This window comes from Amycolatopsis minnesotensis (genome assembly GCF_039529815.1).
Lineage (GTDB): Bacteria > Actinomycetota > Actinomycetes > Mycobacteriales > Pseudonocardiaceae > Amycolatopsis > Amycolatopsis minnesotensis.
The window spans coordinates 1-18279 of the sequence record NZ_BAAANN010000003.1 but is presented as its reverse complement, the minus strand read 5'-3'; the positions used below and the strand labels follow the sequence as shown (position 1 = coordinate 18279).

General features: G+C 72.0%; 17 protein-coding genes and 1 rRNA gene. 1 reads left to right on the top strand and 17 read right to left on the bottom strand.

Features of this window, described 5'->3' with window-relative positions; genetic code table 11:
• Window positions 1–19 precede the first annotated feature (19 nt).
• The 8 genes from ABD256_RS04055 to pyrG form a co-directional block, all read right to left on the bottom strand.
• A complete protein-coding gene (locus ABD256_RS04055) occupies window positions 20–787 on the bottom strand; it encodes a pseudouridine synthase (RefSeq protein WP_344413540.1) in 768 nt (255 codons plus the stop codon).
• Complete coding sequence (gene scpB, locus ABD256_RS04050; RefSeq protein WP_344413538.1) at window positions 777–1598, bottom strand: SMC-Scp complex subunit ScpB; 822 nt, start codon at window positions 1596–1598, stop codon at window positions 777–779. The genes ABD256_RS04055 and scpB overlap by 11 nt, the downstream gene beginning before the upstream one ends.
• Entirely contained in the window at window positions 1595–2560 is a 966-nt protein-coding gene (locus tag ABD256_RS04045) for a segregation and condensation protein A (protein WP_344413536.1), read from the bottom strand. The genes scpB and ABD256_RS04045 overlap by 4 nt, the downstream gene beginning before the upstream one ends.
• The gene (locus ABD256_RS04040) at window positions 2560–2994 is read right to left on the bottom strand and encodes a cobyrinic acid a,c-diamide synthase (protein WP_344413534.1); all 435 of its coding nucleotides are present in this window, start codon (window positions 2992–2994) and stop codon (window positions 2560–2562) included. The genes ABD256_RS04045 and ABD256_RS04040 overlap by 1 nt, the downstream gene beginning before the upstream one ends.
• Window positions 2991–3965: a ParA family protein gene (locus ABD256_RS04035; RefSeq protein ID WP_344414185.1), complete on the bottom strand. Its 975-nt coding sequence runs from the start codon at window positions 3963–3965 to the stop codon at window positions 2991–2993. The genes ABD256_RS04040 and ABD256_RS04035 overlap by 4 nt, the downstream gene beginning before the upstream one ends.
• A 96-nt stretch (window positions 3966–4061) precedes the next feature.
• Window positions 4062–4964, bottom strand: coding sequence for a site-specific tyrosine recombinase XerD (gene xerD, locus ABD256_RS04030; protein WP_344414183.1), 903 nt, complete (start codon window positions 4962–4964; stop codon window positions 4062–4064).
• An 83-nt stretch (window positions 4965–5047) separates the two neighbouring features.
• The gene (locus ABD256_RS04025; protein WP_344413532.1) at window positions 5048–5677 is read right to left on the bottom strand and encodes an NUDIX domain-containing protein; all 630 of its coding nucleotides are present in this window, start codon (window positions 5675–5677) and stop codon (window positions 5048–5050) included.
• Window positions 5674–7371, bottom strand: a complete 1698-nt coding sequence (pyrG, locus tag ABD256_RS04020; RefSeq protein WP_344413530.1) for a CTP synthase — start codon at window positions 7369–7371, stop codon at window positions 5674–5676. Before pyrG ends, ABD256_RS04025 begins: the two co-directional genes overlap by 4 nt.
• An 84-nt stretch (window positions 7372–7455) precedes the next feature.
• Here pyrG and aroA point away from each other — a divergent pair, with 84 nt between their 5' ends.
• Window positions 7456–8754 carry a 3-phosphoshikimate 1-carboxyvinyltransferase gene (gene aroA / locus ABD256_RS04015; RefSeq protein WP_344413528.1) on the top strand — a complete coding sequence of 433 codons (1299 nt, stop codon included), beginning with the start codon at window positions 7456–7458 and terminating at the stop codon, window positions 8752–8754.
• Window positions 8755–9028: 274 nt separating this feature from the next.
• Here aroA and ABD256_RS04010 read toward each other — a convergent pair whose 3' ends face one another.
• The 9 genes from ABD256_RS04010 to rrf all read right to left on the bottom strand — a co-directional run.
• Window positions 9029–9976, bottom strand: coding sequence for a copper transporter (locus tag ABD256_RS04010; protein ID WP_344413526.1), 948 nt, complete (start codon window positions 9974–9976; stop codon window positions 9029–9031).
• Complete coding sequence (gene steA / locus ABD256_RS04005) at window positions 9973–11157, bottom strand: putative cytokinetic ring protein SteA (protein WP_344413524.1); 1185 nt, start codon at window positions 11155–11157, stop codon at window positions 9973–9975. The genes ABD256_RS04010 and steA overlap by 4 nt, the downstream gene beginning before the upstream one ends.
• Window positions 11158–11284: 127 nt before the next feature.
• Window positions 11285–13096: a DNA repair protein RecN gene (gene recN / locus ABD256_RS04000; protein WP_344413522.1), complete on the bottom strand. Its 1812-nt coding sequence runs from the start codon at window positions 13094–13096 to the stop codon at window positions 11285–11287.
• 137 nt (window positions 13097–13233) lie between these two features.
• Complete coding sequence (locus ABD256_RS03995; protein WP_344413520.1) at window positions 13234–14148, bottom strand: NAD kinase; 915 nt, start codon at window positions 14146–14148, stop codon at window positions 13234–13236.
• A complete protein-coding gene (locus ABD256_RS03990) occupies window positions 14145–14969 on the bottom strand; it encodes a TlyA family RNA methyltransferase (RefSeq protein WP_344413517.1) in 825 nt (274 codons plus the stop codon). Before ABD256_RS03990 ends, ABD256_RS03995 begins: the two co-directional genes overlap by 4 nt.
• A 4-nt stretch (window positions 14970–14973) precedes the next feature.
• On the bottom strand, window positions 14974–15156 hold the full coding sequence (locus tag ABD256_RS03985) for a hypothetical protein (RefSeq protein WP_344414181.1): 183 nt from the start codon (window positions 15154–15156) through the stop codon (window positions 14974–14976).
• A 68-nt stretch (window positions 15157–15224) separates the two neighbouring features.
• On the bottom strand, window positions 15225–16220 hold the full coding sequence (locus tag ABD256_RS03980; protein ID WP_344413514.1) for an HAD-IIA family hydrolase: 996 nt from the start codon (window positions 16218–16220) through the stop codon (window positions 15225–15227).
• Window positions 16213–18096, bottom strand: a complete 1884-nt coding sequence (locus ABD256_RS03975) for a hypothetical protein (protein WP_344413512.1) — start codon at window positions 18094–18096, stop codon at window positions 16213–16215. Before ABD256_RS03975 ends, ABD256_RS03980 begins: the two co-directional genes overlap by 8 nt.
• A gap of 92 nt (window positions 18097–18188) precedes the next feature.
• A 5S ribosomal RNA gene (gene rrf / locus ABD256_RS03970) occupies window positions 18189–18279 on the bottom strand; the annotation flags it as partial.

Below are 18279 nucleotides of genomic sequence, written 5' to 3'. Positions count from 1 at the left end.
CGCGAGCGCGCGGGCAGCGTTAGAGCTGGACGGCGCGGTGCAGCGACCCGACCTCGGCACGGGTCAGCGCGCGCAGCGAGCCTTGCTTCCCGTTGCCGAGCTGCACGTCGCCGATCGCGGTCCGCACAAGCTTGCGCACCGGGTGCCCGACCTCGTCGAGCAGCCTGCGCACGATGTGCTTGCGGCCCTCGTGCAGCACGATCTCCACGAGCGTGCGCCCCGCCTGCATGTCCTTGACGCGGAACGCGTCCGCCTTGACCGGCCCGTCTTCGAGTTCGATCCCGGCCTTCAGCGTCTTGCCGAGCCCGCGCGGCACGAGCCCGTCGACCTCGGCGAGGTAGGTCTTCAGCACGCGGTACGACGGGTGCATCAGCCGGTGCGCGAGATCGCCGTCGTTGGTGAGCAGCAGCAGGCCCTCGGTGTCGGCGTCGAGCCTGCCGACGTGGAACAGCCGTTCGTCCCGCTGCCGGATGTAGTCGCCGACGCACGGGCGGCCCTGGTCGTCCTCCATCGTGCTGTGCACGCCGCGGGGCTTGTTCAACGCCAGGTAGACCAGTGTTTCGTCGAGCACGACCCGGGTGCCGTCGACGTGGATGACCGCGGTCGCGGGGTCCACCCTGGTGCCCTGCTCGCGCACGGTCCTGCCGTCCACCGTGACGCGGCCCCGCGCGATCAGGTCCTCGGCGGCGCGGCGCGAAGCCACTCCCGCCTTGGAGAGCACCTTCTGCAGGCGCACGCCTTCGGGTCCGTCGGGCGTCGCGTTGCGGGCGTCGCGGTCAGATGTCATCGATCGAATCCACTTCCGGGAGCAGGGGCGCGATCGGGGGCAGGTCGTTGAGCGACGAGAGCCCGAGCCGTTCGAGGAACAGCTCGGTCGTCACGTACAGGGTGCCACCGGTCTCGGCGTCGGTCCCGGTCTCCTCGATCAGTCCCCTGGCGAGCAGGGTGCGGATCACGCCGTCGACGTTGACGCCGCGCACCGCGGCCACCCTGGCTCGGGTGACCGGCTGACGGTAGGCGATCACCGCGAGGGTCTCCAAAGCGGCCCTGGTCAGCTTCGAACGCTGGCCGTCGAGCAGGAGCTTTTCGACGAACGGCGCGAACGTGTCGCGCGTGAAGAACCGCCAGCCCTCGCCGACGCGGCGCAGGTCGATCCCGCTGTCGCGCTCGGTGAACCGGGTCGCCATCAGGCGCAGCGCCTCGGTGACCCTGGGCACCGGCTGGTCGACCGCGTCGGCGAGCGACTCCTCGCTCGCGGGCGAGTCGACGACCAGCAGCAGCGCTTCGAGCGCGGACTCGAGCATCCAGCTCTCGGTGAGATCCGGCAGCGAGCTCGCGACCGCGACCAGCTCCGGGTTCTCATCGTCCTCGACGTCTTCGCCAGGTCCGGTCCCCGGCTCCACCACGGCATCCGCACTGTCCACTGTGTCCAGTGGCGCGTCGGCGGGTGGCGCATCGTCCGGTGCGGTGTGGTCCGGTTCCGCGTCATCCAATGCCGCGTCATCCAATGCCGTGTCTTCCGGTTCCGCGGCGTCCGGTCGCGCGGTCTGGAGCGCGTCCAGGTCGACGACCGGCGCGGCCTCGTCGTCCGTGCTCACCCGTACTCCTCCTCTTCGACAACGGCCCGGTCGCGGTCCTCGTCGGCGGCCGCCTGCGCTTCTTCCACCGAACCGCCGGTCCACCGCACGTGCAGTTCCTGCAGCGCCGCCTCCTGTTCGAAGTGGACGGACGACTCGCGGTAGAGCTCCAGCAGGGCGAGGAACCTGGCGACCACCTCGAGCGTGTGCTCGCAGTCGGAAACCAGCTCCCCGAACGTCAGATGCCCGGCCTCGGCCAGGCGCAGCCGCAGCACCGCCGCGTGCTCGCGGACCGAGACCTTGCCCGCGTGCAGGTGGTCGAGCGAAACCGTCGGCGGCGGCTTCGGGCGGAACACCGAAAGCGCGATCTCGGCGAACTTCTCCGGGGTGACCCCCAGCATCACCTCCGGCAGCAGCCCGAGGAACTTGTCCTCCAGCGCCACCGAACGCGGGTACCGGCGCAGCGCACCCGCCTCCAGCTCCGCGAACAACGCGGCGACCTGCTTGTACGCGCGGTACTGCAGCACGCGCGCGAACAGCAGGTCCTGCGCCTCGAGCAGGGCGAGATCGTCCTCGTTCTCGACGTCGGCCGAGGGCAGCAGCCGCGCGGCCTTCAGGTCGAGCAGGGTCGCCGCGATGACGAGGAACTCGGTGGTCTCGTCGAGGTCCCACTCGGCGCCGAGCGCCCTGGTGTAGGCGATGAAGTCGTCGGTGACCGTGTGCAGCGCCACCTCGGTGACGTCCAGCTCGTGCTGCGAGATCAGCTGCAGCAACAGGTCGAACGGGCCTTCGAAGTTGGCCAGCCGGACCTTGAACTTCGACGACGAGCCATCGTCCGGCGCCGGGTCCCCGCCGGGTGCCGCATCCGGAACGGGCTGCGGTTCGACAGGTTCGACGGGCCCGGCAGGCTCGGCGGCCGCGGTGCCGTCCCCGACCGACTCCGGCCGGGGATCAGGGTCCCCGGCCAGTTCGGTGGGTTCCATCAGTTGCGCTCGGCCTGTTCCGCCTGGAGGCCATCGTGGCCGCCGACGTCACCGACCCCGCCGTCGCGGAGCCGTTTCACCAGCACCGAATCCGCGCCGTGCTGGTCGAAGTCCGCCAGCAGCACCGCCACCGCCTCGCGCACCAGCCTGCCCCGGTCGACGACGAGGTCGTGCGAACCGCGCAGTGTCAGCCTGGCGTGCTCCATCGCGAGCAGCTCGTCACCGGAGACGTAGACGGTGATCTTCGCGTCGTGCTTCTGCCTTCCGGAGCCGCGCCGCGCCGCGCCGTTGTCCGGCAGCGAACTCTTGCGAGCGCTCGGCGCCTGCCGCGGCTGCTCTCGTGGTTCCGGCGCGGGTTCGGCGTCGAACGCGGGGCTGCTGCCCGTCAGGCGAAAGAGTTCCGAAGCCCCGGGAAGGGAGGCCCGCCTGCTCACCTGGCGATCACCTCACGGGCCAGCGCGCGGTACGCCGCCGCACCGGCCGACTTCGGAGCCCACCGGGTGATCGGCTCGCCGGCCACCGTGGTCTCGGGAAATCGCACGGTGCGGTTGATGACCGTGTCGAACACGGTCTCCCCGAATGCCTCCACCACGCGCGCCATGACCTCCTTCGAATGCAGGGTTCTCGGGTCGAACATGGTCGCGAGAATCCCCGTTATGTCCAGCTTGGGGTTGAGGCGCTCACGCACCTTCTCGATGGTGTCGATCAGGAGCGCGACGCCGCGCAGACTGAAGAACTCGCACTCAAGGGGAATGACCACGCCGTCCGCAGCGGTCAGTGCGTTCACCGTGAGCAACCCCAGCGAGGGCTGGCAGTCGACCAAAACATAGTCGTAGTCGTCCATCACCGGACGAAGGACCCTCAGTAGCGTGTGTTCGCGGCCCACTTCGGCGACCAGCTGGACCTCCGCCGCGGACAGGTCGATGTTGCTCGGCAGCAGGTCCACGTTCTCCACACGGGTGCTCCGGAGCACGTCGGTGACGTTCACCGAGCGCTCCATGATCACGTTGTAGACCGTGTTGTCCAGCTCGTGCGGCTGGATGCCGAGGCCGACCGACAGCGCGCCCTGCGGGTCGAAGTCGACGAGCAGCACGCGCCGCCCGTACTCGGCGAGCGCGGCGCCGAGGTTGATCGTGGAGGTGGTCTTGCCGACCCCGCCCTTCTGATTGCACATCGCCAGCACGGTCGCCGGGCCGTGCCGGTCGAGCATGGGCGGCTCCGGGATCACCCGCCACGGGCGGCCCGTCGGACCGAGCTTCTTCTCCTTCGCCTTGGCGTCCAGCACTTCCGTCACGTCTTCGTCGGCATTCCTGTCTTCGGTTGCTATCTTCGCCTTGCTCAGGCTTGCGGCCGCGGAACCCGCTTGCGCGGCCGACCTGGCTGCGTTGACCTCAGGTGTCGACATGGCGAGAAAGCTCCTCGTTCGGCGGGTCTCCGGCAGCCTATTCGCGCTCGGGTGCCCCACCAAAGCGGCTCGCCGAACACGAGCAGGTCCACTGCGCTAATCGAACGCGCGGGGGTGCGCGGTCGCGTAAACCTCACGCAGCGTGTTCACCGTGACGAGGGTGTACACCTGCGTCGTGGTCACCGAAGCGTGCCCGAGCAGCTCCTGCACCACACGGACGTCGGCACCGCCTTCCAGCAGGTGGGTCGCGAACGAGTGACGCAGCGTGTGCGGCGACACGCTCGCCGAGATCCCGGCGCGCTCCGCGTTCGTCTTGAGCACTTGCCACGCGCTCTGCCGGGACAGCCTGCTGCCCCGCGCGTTCAGGAACACCGCCGGGCTACCGCGCCCGCGGCGGGCGAGCGCGGGCCGCGCCCGGACGAGATAGGCGTCCACCGCCTCGACCGCGGGCCGCCCGATCGGGACGAGGCGCTGCTTGCCGCCCTTGCCGTCGAGCAGCACCGTGCGCTCGTCCGCGTCGATGTCGTCGAGGTCGAGGCCGACCGCTTCGGAGATCCGGGCGCCGCTGGAGTACAGCAGTTCCAGCAGCGCCCTGTCCCGCAGCGCGCGATCGCCGTCCGGCGGCGGCATGTCGAGCAGGCGCAGCACGTCGGCGACGGGCAGCGCCTTCGGCAGCCGCTTCGCCGCGGCGGGCGGGCGCACCTCGCGGGCGGGATCGTCCTCGGTGATCCCGTCGACGTGCGCGAACCGGTGCAGGCCCCGCACCGCGACGAGGGCCCGCGCGGCGGAGGACACCGCGAGCGGGCGGTGCTCGGCGTCGCCCTCCCGCAGCGCCGCGCCGAACGCGGTGATGTCGGCCTCGGTGACGCTGGCGAAGTCGGTGACCCCCGACCCCGCCAGGTGCCCGGCATAGCGCCGCAGGTCGCGCGTGTAACCGTCCAGGGTGTTGCGCGAGGTGCCGCGTTCGACCGTCAGGTGGTCAAGATAGGCGGCGACCACCGCGCTCACTTCGACACCGTCCGCCACGCCGACACTCTAGGGTGACCGGCGCCGTCCCGACAGCTCTGCGGCGGGCGGTGCGCTCAGCGGCCGGTCCGGCGGGCGAACGCGCTGGGCCGGTCGCGCCACGGCGCGCCGGCGGGGCGGAGTTCCGCGGCACCGGACAACGCCGCGTGCGCGGCCAGCACGCCGCCGACGGTGGCGCCGTTGACGAGCTCGCCTGCCAACGCCATCCGCACCGCCTCGGCGAGCGGAACCTTGCGCACCACCAGGTCCGCCTCCTCCTCGCCGAGCACCTCCCTGTCCACATCGGACAGTTCACGGGCGAGGTACACGCGCACCACCTCGTCGGTGAACCCCGGCGACGCCGCCACGTCGACGAGGGTGTCCCAGCGCTTCGCGCTCAGACCGACCTCCTCGACGAGTTCGCGGCGCGCGGCGTCCACCGGGTCCTCGCCGGTGTGGTCGATCAGCCCGGCGGGCAGCTCCCACAGGCGCCTGCCCACCGGGTGCCGGTACTGGTGGATCATCGTGAGCGCGCCGTCGTCGTCGAGCGCGGCGATCGCGACCGCGCCGAGGTGCTCGACGACCTCGCGCCGGGCGGTCTCCCCGCCCGGCATCACGACCTCGTCCACCCTGAGCCCGACGACCCGTCCGATGTGGACGACCTCGCTCGAGGCCACCGTGAACTCGTGCGTACCCGGTTCGCTCATCGCGCGGCCACCGGCGTTTCGGGCAGCTCGACCGGGAGCCGGTCCGCGGTGCGGTACTTCACCACCGCGCCGACGAACGCGCTGAACAGCGGGTGCGGGCGCGTCGGACGGCTCTTCAGCTCCGGGTGGGCCTGCGTGCCGACGAAGAACGGGTGGACGTCGGCAGGCAGCTCGACGAACTCGACGAGCCGGTCGTCCGGCGAGGTGCCGGAGAACACCAGGCCCGCGTTGGCGAGCTGCTCGCGGTAGGCGTTGTTCACCTCGTAGCGGTGGCGGTGCCGCTCGGACACCTCCACCTCCCCGTAGGCCGCCGCCACCTGCGAACCCGGGCGCAGCTTGGCCGGGTACGCGCCGAGCCGCATGGTGCCGCCCATGTCCCGCTCCCCCGCGACGACGTCGCGCTGGTCGGCCATGGTCGAGATCACCGGGTGCCCGCTGGTCTCGTCGAACTCCGACGAGCCCGCGTCCTCGACACCGGCGAGGTTGCGCGCGGCCTCGATCACCATGCACTGCAGGCCGAGGCACAGCCCCAGCACCGGGATCCCGCGCGTCCTGGCGTAGGTGATGGCGCCGATCTTGCCCTCGATACCGCGCACGCCGAAGCCGCCCGGCACCAGCACACCGTCCACACCGGACAGTGCGGCGGCCGCGCCCGCCGGTGTCGTCGCCTCGTCGGAGGCGACCCAGACGATTTCGACCTTGGCGCGGTGGGCGAACCCGCCGGCGCGCAGGGCCTCGGTGACCGAGAGGTAGGCGTCCGGCAGGTCGATGTACTTGCCGACCAGCGCCACCCGCACGGTCTCCGCCGGGTTGTGCACGCGTTCGAGCAGATCGCCCCACACCGTCCAGTCCACGTCACGGAACGGCAGGCCGAGCCTGCGCACCACGTAGGCGTCGAGCGCCTCGCGGTGCAGCACCTTCGGGATGTCGTAGATGGACGGCGCGTCCGGGCAGGCGACGACCGCCTCGGTGTCCACGTCGCACATCAGCCCGATCTTGCGCTTGAGATCGTCGGGCAGGTCGCGGTCCGCGCGGCACACCAGCGCGTCGGGCTGGATGCCGATGTTGCGCAGCGCGGCGACCGAGTGCTGCGTCGGCTTCGTCTTGAGCTCGCCCGACGGCGCCAGGTACGGCACCAGCGAAACGTGCAGGAAGAAGCAGTTGTCGCGACCGACGTCGTGGCGGACCTGACGGCAGGCCTCCAGGAACGGCAGCGATTCGATGTCGCCGACCGTCCCCCCGACTTCGGTGATCACGACGTCGGGATGCGGTTCGTCGCCGCTTCCGGCGACGGCCATGATCCGCGACTTGATCTCGTCGGTGATGTGCGGGATCACCTGCACCGTGTCGCCGAGGTATTCACCACGGCGTTCTTTCGCGATCACCTCGGAGTAGACCTGTCCGGTGGTCACGTTGGCCGATCCGGAGAGGTTGCGGTCGAGGAACCGTTCGTAGTGGCCGATGTCCAGATCGGTCTCGGCGCCGTCGTCGGTGACGAACACCTCGCCGTGCTGGAACGGATTCATCGTGCCTGGATCGACATTGAGGTAGGGATCCAGCTTCTGCATCGTGACCCTGAGTCCACGAGCGGTGAGAAGCTGGCCCAGGCTGGAGGCGGTGAGCCCCTTACCCAGAGAGGAGGCGACGCCTCCAGTGACAAAGACGTACTTGGCTGTCCGCGGCTGAAGTCCCACGGGCTTCCACCTTATCGCACGGCGTCCGGCGCGCTCGGTAGCCTCGCCTAGTCACCTCGCCGGACTTCCAGGAAAGAGACCGCCGTGCCCGAGCCCGTCGCCGCACCGAACACCGAAAACACCTGGACGGCCCCCCTTTCGGTGCATCGGGTGGACGCCGTCGTCCGCGTCCCCGGCTCGAAGTCCATCACCAACCGCGCGTACCTCCTCGCCGGGCTTTCCGCAGGCCCGACCGACGTGCTGGCCCCGCTCGACTCCCGCGACGCGCGCCTGATGCTCAGCGCGCTCGACGCGCTCGGCGGCGCGCACGAGTCCATCGTGGACGGCGTCCGGATCTCCCCGATCGTCACGGACAGCGACGGGGAGGTCGCTGTGGCGCTCGGAAACGCGGGCACCGTCGCGCGGTTCACCCCCGCGCTCGCGGGCCTCGGTTCGCGGACCGTCCACTTCGACGGCGACGAGGCCATCCGCAGGCGGCCGATCGCACCGCTGCTGCGCGCGCTCGCCGATCTCGGCGTCGACCTCGACGACGGCGGCCGTGGCGCGCCGCCGTTCACCGTGCGCGGGCACGGCGGGATCCCCGGCGGCACCGTCGAGCTGGACTCGTCGGCGTCGAGCCAGTTCCTGTCCGCGCTGCTGCTCGCCGGGCCGTCGTTCGCCGACGGCGTCACCGTGCGGCTGGTCGGCGGGACGCCGCCGAGCGAGCCGCACATCGCGATGACGCTCGACCTGCTGCGCCGCTTCGGTGCCGCGCCCGAGCGCGACGGCACGGAGTTCCACGTCCCGCCGGCGCGCCTCTCGCTCGCCGGGTACACCGTCGAACCGGACCTGTCGACCGCCGCCCCGTTCGTGCTGGCGCCCGCGCTGACCGGCGGCACCGTCCGGCTCGAAGGCTGGCCCGCGGAAACCACCCAGCCGGGTGACTGGCTGCGGAGCCTGCTCGTGGAGCTGGGCCAGGAGGTTTCCCTCGACGAACACGGCCTCACCGTCACCGGGACGGGGCACGTCCGGGGTGCCGAGCTGGACCTGCACGAGGTCGGCGAGCTGACTCCCGTGGTGGCGGCGCTGCTGTGCTTCGCCGACGGCCCGTCGACGATCACCGGCGTCGCGCACCTGCGCGGCCACGAGACCGACCGGCTCGCCGCGCTGGCGACCGAGCTGTCCGCGCTGGGCGGCGAGGTGACCGACACCGAGGACGGCCTGCGGATCACCCCGGCTCCCCTGCACGGCGGCGTGTTCCACACCTACGACGACCACCGGCTGGTGATGGCGGGCGCGGTGCTCGGGCTCCGCGTCGACGGGATTGTCGTGGAGAACCCGGCGACGGTCGGCAAGACCTTCCCGGGGTTCACCTCGGCGTGGGAAACGATGCTGCGCCCGTGACGCGGTTGCGCACGACCGGGCCTGCGCCTGCCCCGAAGGGCACCGTGATGACGCGCGCGCCGATTCCGGTGAGATGGGGGGCGGGACCGTGGAGCCGCCGGGGCTTGATCCCTGAAGGCGCCCTCCGGGGAATCTGACGCCGCAATCTCGCCCCTCACGGCATACGGCACCGCGACGCCCGTGCGCTGAAGGGCACCTTCAGGGAATGCGCGGCGGACCTCGCCTCGACCTCTGCAGGAGCATCCCGCAGGGCATGCGTCAGCGCGGCCGGAAGTCAGTTCGCGGGGTGTTTCACACCGGGTGCGGGTGCCTGCGCGTTGCCGGCGATGCCGTACCGGCCCGCGGTGCCGTCGAGCTGCTCGCGCAGCGCGAGGATCGCGCTGACCCGGCCTGCCGCCGTGTTCACGTTGTCCACAGTGGACAGGATCGAGGTGGCGGAGGTGTCCGCGCGGACGTTGCCGATCGCGCCGGTGCCCTCGGCCGACTCGGGGTCGCCTGCCAGCACGGCGCCCGCGCCCGAGCGGTCGAGCTGCGTGGCGAACCGGGCGAGCGTGGCGGCCTTGTCGCCCGCGCCGTCGCCGCTCGCCTTGCCGCCGGCGAGCACGACCGCGAGCTGCGCAGGCCGCACGTTCTCGCTCGGCTTCACGAAACCGCCGTCGGTGAGCCCGCCGAGCGCCGCCGCGAGTTCGTCCGGAGTGGACTGCGGCTGCGCGTTGTCCTTGTTGAGCAACGCGACCGAGCCCAGCAGTGCGCCGGCGAGGGTGCCGGGGTCGCCCGCGGTGGGGAACTTCGCCCCGGCGGGCTGCAGCCGGGTGACCACCTGGCGGAGCTGCTCGGCCTTGTCCGGGTCGGAGAACGCGGCGGTCAGCTGGATCTCGCCGGTGACGGTCGCGCCCGCCTGCCCGGCGAGCTGCTTGAGCGCGTCGCGATCGGACGGCTTGGCGTCGTCGGTGGTCAGCAGCACGATGGACCGCTTGTCGAGCGCGCCCGCGACGACCTTGGGGCCGGTCGATCCCGCGAACGCGTCGGCGTCGGCGAGCCTGGCGTCGAGTGCCGCGCGCTGGGTTTCCAGATCCGAGACCTGCGACGCGAGCTTGCCCTTCTCGTCGGACAGGCCCGACAGCAGCGACCCGTTCAGCGCCGTCGATCCCAGCACGACCCCGATGGCCAGTGCGAGGAACGCGGCGGCGATCGAGACGATGTGATACCGCAGAGAAATCACGTGAAGAGCCCCTTGACCCAGCCGGTGAACGAATTCCAGGTGCGCGCGACCCAGTCGAGGTAGACATCGCCGACGTCGGAGACCAGCAGCGCGGCGATCACCACCACGAGTGCCGCGAGCACCAGCAGCACGACGGCGCCGAGCGACACCCTGCTGCGGTGGAGCGTGGCGACGGCCTTGCCGTCGACGAGTTTCGTGCCGAGCTTCAGCCGGGTCAGGAACGTCGACGGGTTGGACCCCGCCCTGCCATGGTCGAGGAACTCCCGCAGCGTCGCCTGGAACCCGACGGTCACCACGAGGCTCGCTTCGTGGGCGTCGGCGAGCAGGAGCGCGAGGTCCTCGGAGTTGCCGGACGCGGGGAAGGTCACCGCGCCGATGCCGAGGTCCTGGATCCGCTCGACGCCGGGCGCGTGCCCGTCGGGCTGCGCCGGCACCACGACCTCGCCGCCGCTCTTGAGCGTGTCCGCCTCGATCGCCTGCGGGTCGCCGACGATGACGTCGGGGTTGTACCCCTGCGCGCGCAGCGCGTCCGCGCCGCCGTCCACGCCGATGAGCACCGGCCGGTGCTCGGCGATGTACTTCTTCAGGTGCTTCAGGTCCTCGGCGTGCCCCTTGCCCGGCGCGACGACCAGCACGTGCCGGTCGCGCAGCGCCACCCGCAGCTCCGGCACCCCGACCCCGTCGAGGATCAGCGTGCGCTCGCGGCGGAGGAACTCGATCGTGTTCGCCGAGAAGGCTTCCAGCTGGGTGGACATCCCGGCCTTCGCCTCGATCATCTGGTCGGCGACGCTCTCGCGCGTCTGCTCGACCCCGGCGGCGATCTTGCGCTCGCCGATGTAGACCCCGCCCTCGTGCAGGCGCAGTTTGCTGCCGTCCTTGACCGCGCGCAGCACTTCGCCGCCGACACCGTCGATCAGCGGGATCTGCGCGCCGACCAGGATCTCCGGGCCCAGGTTGGGGAACCGGCCCGAGATCGACGGCGAGGCGTTCACCACCCCGGCGACCTCCGCCTTCACCAGCGCGTCGGCGGTGGGGCGGTCGAGGTCGAGCTGGTCGAGCACGACGATGTCGCCGGGACCGACCCGGCGCAGCAGCTCCCGGGTACGCCGGTCGACCCTCGCCACCCCGGTGATGCCGGGCAGCGTCTCCTGGTTCCGTGCGAGCAAGCCGGTGAGCTTCATGGGACTGATGGTGACAAATGGACACCTGATGACAGAGCCGCCACGCCGTAGCGGGCCGCCACCTCTTGGCGCCGATTCGAAAACCTGCTAGGGCTCACCCGGGGACGAACAACGGTGCGCCGCGGGCTCATTTCCCCCGTTTGCGCGCCGCGGAAACCGTCTTCTTCTTGCCACCGCGCGCTTTCTTCGGCGCGGCCGCCTTGTCCGCCTCCGCCGCGGCGAGCAGTTCTTCCGCGTGGGCCCTGCCGCTTTCGGTGTCGTCCATCCCGGCGAGCATCCTGGCCAGCTCGAGCACCCGCTCGGACTGCTCCAGCACGCGCACCCCGCTGCGGGTGATGCCGTCGGCGGTGCCCTTGTCCACCACGCAGTGCCGATCCGCGAACGCGGCGACCTGCGGCAGGTGCGTCACCACGAGCACCTGGTGGCTGCGCGCGAGCCGGGCCAGCCGCCTGCCGATCTCGACCGCGGCGCGCCCACCCACCCCGGCGTCGACCTCGTCGAAGACCAGCGTCGGCACCGTGTCCGCGTGCGCGAGCACGACCTCGATCGCCAGCATCACGCGGGAAAGCTCACCACCCGAGGCCGCTTTGTGCACGGGCAGCGGCGGCGCTCCCCCGTGCGCGCGCAGCCGCAGCTCCACTTCGTCGACGCCGTCGGCACCCGCGTGCACCAGCGCACCGTCGACCTTCAGCCCGTGCGGGTCCGAGGCCTCGGCGGCCCTGGTCCCGACGGTGACCTCGATCTCCGCCTGCCCCATGGCCAGTCCGGACAGCTCGGCCGTCACCTCGCTGGACAGCTCGCCCGCCGCGGCGGTGCGCGCCTTCGACAGCGCCGCCGCGTGCCCGGCGAGCTGCCCCGCCAGCTCGTCGCGCCGCGCGGCCAGCTCGGCGAGCGCCCCCTCTGAGGTATCCATTGTGGACAAACGAGCGGAGGCGTCCTCGGCCCACGCGAGCACGCCGTCGACGTCCGCGGCGTACTTGCGGGTCAGCCGCTTGAGATCGGCCTGCCTCGCGAGCACCTGCTCCAGCCGCTGCGGATCCGCCTCGAGACCGTCCAGGTAACCACCCAGCTCGGCGCCGACGTCGGTGAGCAGCACCGCGGCCTCGGCCAGCCTCGGCTCCAGGTCTCGCAACGCCGAGTCCTCGGTGCCGGAGAGCCTGCGCCGCGCCTCGCCCAGCAGTCCCAGCGCGCCCGGTGCGTCGGGGTCGCCGTCGCCAGCGCCGGCGACCGCGTCGTGCGCGGCGGTCGCGGCCGCGCGCAGTTCATCGGCCGCGGCGAGCCGTTTGACCTGCTCGGCCAGTTCGGCGTCCTCCCCCGCCTGCGGGGCGACCGCCGTGATCTCGTCGAGCCCGTGGCGCAGCAGATCGGCCTGCTGCGCCAGTTCTCGCGAGCGGGTCTGCCGTTCGGTCAGCTCGGTGACCACGGCCTGCCACCGCTCCCGGACTTCGCGGTAGCGCGCGAGCGGCTCGGCCACCGCGTCCCCGGCGAACCGGTCGAGCACGTCCCGCTGTTCGGCGGACCGCAGCAACCGCAGCTGGTCGTTCTGGCCGTGCACCGCCAGCAGCCCGTCGGCCAGATCGGACAGCACGTTCACCGGGACCGTCCGGCCGCCGAGGTGCGCGCGCGAACGCCCGTCCGCGCTCACCGACCGCATCGCGATCAGGCTGCCGTCCTCGTCGGGCTCGCCACCCGCGTCGGTCACGATCCGGGCGACGTGTTCGGCGAACACCCCGTCGAAACGGCCTTCGACGACGGCGCGCCCCGATCCGGTGCGCACCTTGGACGCCTCCGACCGTCCGCCGGAGAGCAGGTGCAGCCCGGTGACCACCATGGTCTTGCCCGCACCGGTCTCCCCGGTGACCACGGTGAATCCCGGGTGCAGTTCGAGCAGGGCGTCCTCGATTACTCCGAGGCCCTGGATGCGCATCTCGGCCAGCACGAGGACACCGTAGCGGCCTGGCCCGACGGGACGCGCACGGCAGGGGCCGTGGCGCGGTGAAAAGGGCGAAATCCCGGTGAACGGATCCGTTCGCCCGCCCGCGGAAGGGCGCCGGGGGTGCGCCCGCGGCCTCCGGCTCAGCTCGTGTGGCGTTCGCGCCAGCTCTTCACCGGCAGCTCGAACTTGTGCACCAGCCGGTCGGTGAACGGACCGTCCCACAGCCGCACGAGCCGCACCGGCACCCGCCCGCACACCACCTGGACCCTCGCCCCGCGCGGCAGCTCGACGTGCCGCAGGCCGTCGCAGGTGAGCACCGCGGGCGACCCGTCGGGATCGATGCCGACGGTGATCGTCGACCGGCGCGACACCACGAGCGGACGCGAGAACATGGCGTGCGCGTTGCTCGGCACCACGAGCAGCGCTTCGACGTCGGGCCAGATGATCGGGCCGCCGGCCGAGAACGCGTACGCGGTGGAACCGGTCGGTGTCGCGCACAGCACGCCGTCGCAGCCGAAGGACGACACGGGCCGCCCGTCGACCTCGATGAGCGCGTCGAGCACCCGCTCCCGCGAGCTCTTCTCGACGCTCGCCTCGTTCAACGCCCACGTGCTCATGGTCGCGACGCCGTCGACGGTGACCGTGACGTCCACGGTCATCCGCTCCTCGACCCGGTAGCGGCGCTCGACGACGCGGTCGACGGTGTCGGCGAGCGCGTCGGAATCGGCCTCCGCGAGGAACCCGACCCGGCCCATGTTGACGCCGAGCACCGGCACCCCGTGCGGCCTCGCCAGCTCGGCAGCCCGCAGCAGCGTCCCGTCCCCGCCGAGGACCAGCACCAGCTCGGTGCCGTCCGCCGGGTCGAAATGCGGTGCGACCACCGTGCACGTGGGTCCCTCGAACCCGGCGGGTTCGATCAGCTCGCGGACGTCCTCGTCGGTCACCCGCAGCCGGATGCCCGCGTCGGCGAGTCTCGTCGCGACCGCACGGGCCGCGTCGCGGGTGGCGTCGCGATCGGGGTGCACGACGAGCAGCACCTCGCGTTTTTCACTCACTGTGGGCCCTCCAGGACCGCGGTCCTGACGTGCTGTTCCACGTCGGTCACCTCGTCAACCGTGGACTCGCCACCGGCGGCGCGCAACCAGGCGAAGTATTCGACGTTGCCCGCCGGTCCCGGCAGGGGGCTGGCCACCACCCCGAGCGGGCGCAGGCCGAGCTTCGCGGCCTCGCCGAGCACGCCCAGCACGGCGTCCGCCCGCAGCACGGGATCGCGGACGACACCGCCGCTGCCGAGCCGCTCCTTGCCCACCTCGAACTGCGGTTTGACCATCGGCACCAGGTCCGCGCCCTGCTCCGCGCACGCGACGAGCGCGGGGAGCACGAGCTTCAGGGAAATGAACGACAGGTCGCCGACCACGGCCTCCACCGGTCCGCCGGTCTGTTCGGGGGTGAGGGTGCGGACGTTCGTGCGGTCCAGCACGACGACCCGCTCGTCGGTGCGCAGCCGCCAGTCGAGCAGGCCGCGGCCGACATCGGCGGCCACGACCTCGCGCGCACCCGCGCGCAACAGCACGTCGGTGAATCCGCCGGTCGACGCGCCGGCGTCGAGGCAGCGCTTGCCTTCGACGGTCAGGCCGCGCGGCCCGAACGCCTCCAGCGCGCCGAGCAGCTTGTGCGCGCCGCGCGACGCCCAGCCGGGATCGTCCCCGGTGCGCACCACGATCGCGGCCGCCGCGTCCACGCCGGTGGCCGGCTTGCTCGCGACCATCCCGCCCACGGTGACCTTGCCCTCGCTGATGAGCGTGCTCGCCTGCTCCCTCGACCGGGCGAGGCCCCGGCGCACCAGTTCGGCGTCGAGGCGAGCCCTTCGGGCCATGTCCTCAGACCTTGTCGATGCTGGACAGCGCGACGGTGAGCTCGGTGTGCACGGCGTCGAAGCGTTCCACGTGCTCGGCGAGGGGCACCTGCTCGAGATCGTCCAGCCCGGCGACGGCCTCGTCGATCCCGGCGCACGGGTCGGTCTGCTGGGCGGGGGCGTCCGCGCTGGGCGGCGGGCCCGGCAACGGACGCGGGAAGGGGTTCGGTTGCACCCCCCAACGCTAACCGATCCTGGCCGGGGGCCGTCCGAGGCTCAGCCTATTTCGAGGGCCGACAACGCGGCCTCCGCTTCGCCGCCCTCAGCCCGGACGGCAGTGACACCGGACTCCCATGCCACCGCGCACAGCGCGCGCAGCAGGTCCAGCTCGTCGGCGCCGCCGTCACCGCGGACGCGCAGCGCTTCACCGTCCACGCGGACGTCCCAGCCGTCGCGTCGCCCGATCGTGAGCTGCTCGACGGGTTCGGTGAGCGCGGACAGGTCCCGGCCGAGGTGGTCCGGCCGTTCCCCGTGGGCGGCTTCGAGCAGCAGGGCGGGGGTCGCGACACCGGTGAGCACGCACAGCGAGGTCATCTCCGCGGTCACCGCGCCCGCGATGTCGGTGTCGAGCCGGTCGCCGATCACCAGCGGGCGCCGGGCGCCGCAGGACTCCGCGGCCGCGTCGAGCAGTGGCGACGCGGGCTTGCCCGCGACCACCGGCTCCGCCCCGGTAGCGGCCCGCAACGCGCCGACGAGCGACCCGTTGCCGGGCAGCAGGCCCCGTTCGGTCGGCAGGGTCACGTCGACGTTGCAGGCGACCCACAGCGCGCCCGCCCTGATGGCCACGGACGCCTCGGCGAGGTTCCGCCAGCCGGTGTCGGGCGAATGCCCCTGCACGACGGCCACGACGTCGTCACCGGCCTCGCGGACCGGTGTCAGCCCGGCGGCCGTCACTTCGTCGGCCAGTGAGCCGGTCCCGACCACGAGCACCCGCGAACCGGGGGCCAGGCGTTCACCGAGCACCTTCGCCGCCGCCTGCGCGCTCGTACTCACCTCGGCGGGCTCGGCCGAGACGCCGATTCCGGCGAGATGCCGGGCGACGTCTTCGGCGGCTTTCGAGGCGTTGTTCGTCACGAAGCGCACCGGCGTGCCCGCGTCCCTGGCGGCGCGCACCGCCTCCGGTGCGCCGGGGATGACCCGCGTGCCGTGGTAGACGGTGCCGTCGAGGTCGAACAGCAGGCCGTCGTGCGCGCTGAGGAGCGTGTCAGCCATCAGCCAGCTCGGCGGCGCGTTCCGCGGCGTCCGTGGTGTCCTCGTCGTCGGCTTCGGCGGCGTTCATGAACCAGCGGACCGCCTCGTCCGTGCGCCCAGCCGCGGCGAGGTTGTCCGCGTAGGCGTAGAACAGGCGCGCGCTCCACACTTCGCGCTTGCGCGTGTCGAGGTCGTCGCCCTGCAGCGAGACCACGGCCGCGTCGAGCTGGCCCAGGTCGCGGCGCGCGCCGGCCGCGACGATCCGCAGCTCGATCTGGACCTCGCGGGGCAGCGCACCGACGTTGGCTTCCTTCGCCAGGTCGAGCGCGCGCTCGGGCCTGCCCAGCGCGCGCTCGGCGTCGGCGATGATCGCGATGTGCGTTTCGCTGCGCGTCATCCTGCGGACCGCGCGGAGCTCGGAAAGGGACTCCGCCCAGTTGCCCGTGTGATAGGCGACGAGTCCGAGCGCCTCACGCACGATCGGCACGCGCGACGCCTTGGCCTTCGCGTAGCGCGCGTGCTCGAGCGCGGTGTCGGGATCGTCGTCCATCAGGCTGCCCGCCGCGACGAGGTGCTTCCCGACGGTTTCGGCGAGCGCCTTGGGCAGCGTGCGGAGTTCCCGGCGGGCTTCCTCGTCGAGATCGGAGAATTCGACGCCCTCGGGCAGTTCCGGCGCTTCCAGCAGTTCCTTCGCCAAGGTCTCGTCGTCGAGCGGTGACGCGTTCACGTGCGGCGAGCGGGTGTCGCGGCGCGGCTTGAACTCGGGCTTGCCGTCGCGCGCTTCGCGAGGACGGCCCGCGCCGCGCCGGTCGTCTCCGCGGGACTGGGCATCGCGGGACGGTCCTTCGCGCCGGTCGCGGTTGCCGTAGGCGGGCTTGTCATCGCGGTCGCGGAACGAGGGCTTGTCGCCACGAGCACCGTGCGACGGTTTGCCCCGGTCACCGTACGACGGCTTCTCCGCGCGGTCGCGATTGCCGTAAGCGGGCTTGTCACCGCGATCTCGGTACGAGGGCTTGTCACCACGGTCGCCGTACGACGGCTTTTCGGCCCGGTCCCGGTTGCCGTAGGCAGGCTTGTCGCCGCGGTCGCGGAATGCGGGCTTGTCCGCCCGGTTCCCGTAGGCGGGCTTGTCACCACGGTCACGAAATGGCGGCTTGTCGTCGCGGCCACGGGTGCCGTAGGCAGGCTTGTCACCACGGTCACGAAATGGCGGCTTGTCGGGCCGGTCGCGATTCCCGTAGGCGGGCTTGTCACCCCGGTCACGGAACGGCGGCTTGTCGTCGCGGCCACGATTCCCGTAGGCGGGCTTGTCACCACGGTCACGGAACGGCGGCTTGTCGGGCCGGTCGCGATTCCCGTAGGCGGGCTTGTCGCCACGGTCACGAAATGGCGGCTTGTCGTCGCGGCCACGGGTGCCGTAGGCGGGCTTGTCGCCACGAGGGCCGCCCGTGCGCGGACCACGGTCTTCCCATCGGCCGCCCTGGCGGGGCTGGCCTTCGCGCCGGTCGTCGCGGCCGTACGGTGCCTTGCCGCTGGGCTTGTCACCGGGTTTCCCGCCGCGGTAACCACCGGACCGGCGGTCGTCCCCCTGGCCCTTGCGATCATCTCCGAAGCGTCGCCGGCCGGTCTCCGGCGCGTCGCCGCGGGAACGGTCACCGCCCCTGGCGTCGCGGCCGAAGGGCGGCTTGCCGCCACGTTCGCCGCGGTCACCCCGGTCGTCACGGCGGGGGCGCCCCTGGTGGCTGCTGTCGCGGCCGCCACGGTCCTGCCTCCCGCCCACGTTCCGGTTGCCGCCGTGCGGCGCACCGGATCGGCCACCGCGGGGCTTGTCGTCGCGACGAGCTGGACGGCCGGACGCACCTTCGTCCTCAGAGTCACGTCGACCGAACTCGGACACCTGGCCTCCTGCCACGGAAAAAGTACCTCAGACACACGTAAGGCCCGTTAGGCGAGCCGATTGGCTATCCTAACGGGCCCTACGGAAAGGGTGTTCGGCGGCGTCCTACTCTCCCACAGCCCTTCGGCTGCAGTACCATCGGCGCTACCAGGCTTAGCTTCCGGGTTCGGGATGGGACCGGGC

Bases quoted from the DNA above. Each gene is read 5' to 3' on its own strand.
- ABD256_RS03990 (WP_344413517.1), bottom strand. From the start codon at position 14,969: ATGGCCCGAAGGGCTCGCCTCGACGCCGAACTGGTGCGCCGGGGCCTC.
- ABD256_RS04045 (WP_344413536.1), bottom strand. From the start codon at position 2,560: ATGGAACCCACCGAACTGGCCGGGGACCCTGATCCCCGGCCGGAGTCG.
- ABD256_RS04035 (WP_344414185.1), bottom strand. From the start codon at position 3,965: ATGTCGACACCTGAGGTCAACGCAGCCAGGTCGGCCGCGCAAGCGGGT.
- ABD256_RS04055 (WP_344413540.1), bottom strand. From the start codon at position 787: ATGACATCTGACCGCGACGCCCGCAACGCGACGCCCGACGGACCCGAA.
- ABD256_RS04025 (WP_344413532.1), bottom strand. From the start codon at position 5,677: ATGAGCGAACCGGGTACGCACGAGTTCACGGTGGCCTCGAGCGAGGTC.
- steA (WP_344413524.1), bottom strand. From the start codon at position 11,157: ATGAAGCTCACCGGCTTGCTCGCACGGAACCAGGAGACGCTGCCCGGC.
- ABD256_RS03980 (WP_344413514.1), bottom strand. From the start codon at position 16,220: ATGGCTGACACGCTCCTCAGCGCGCACGACGGCCTGCTGTTCGACCTC.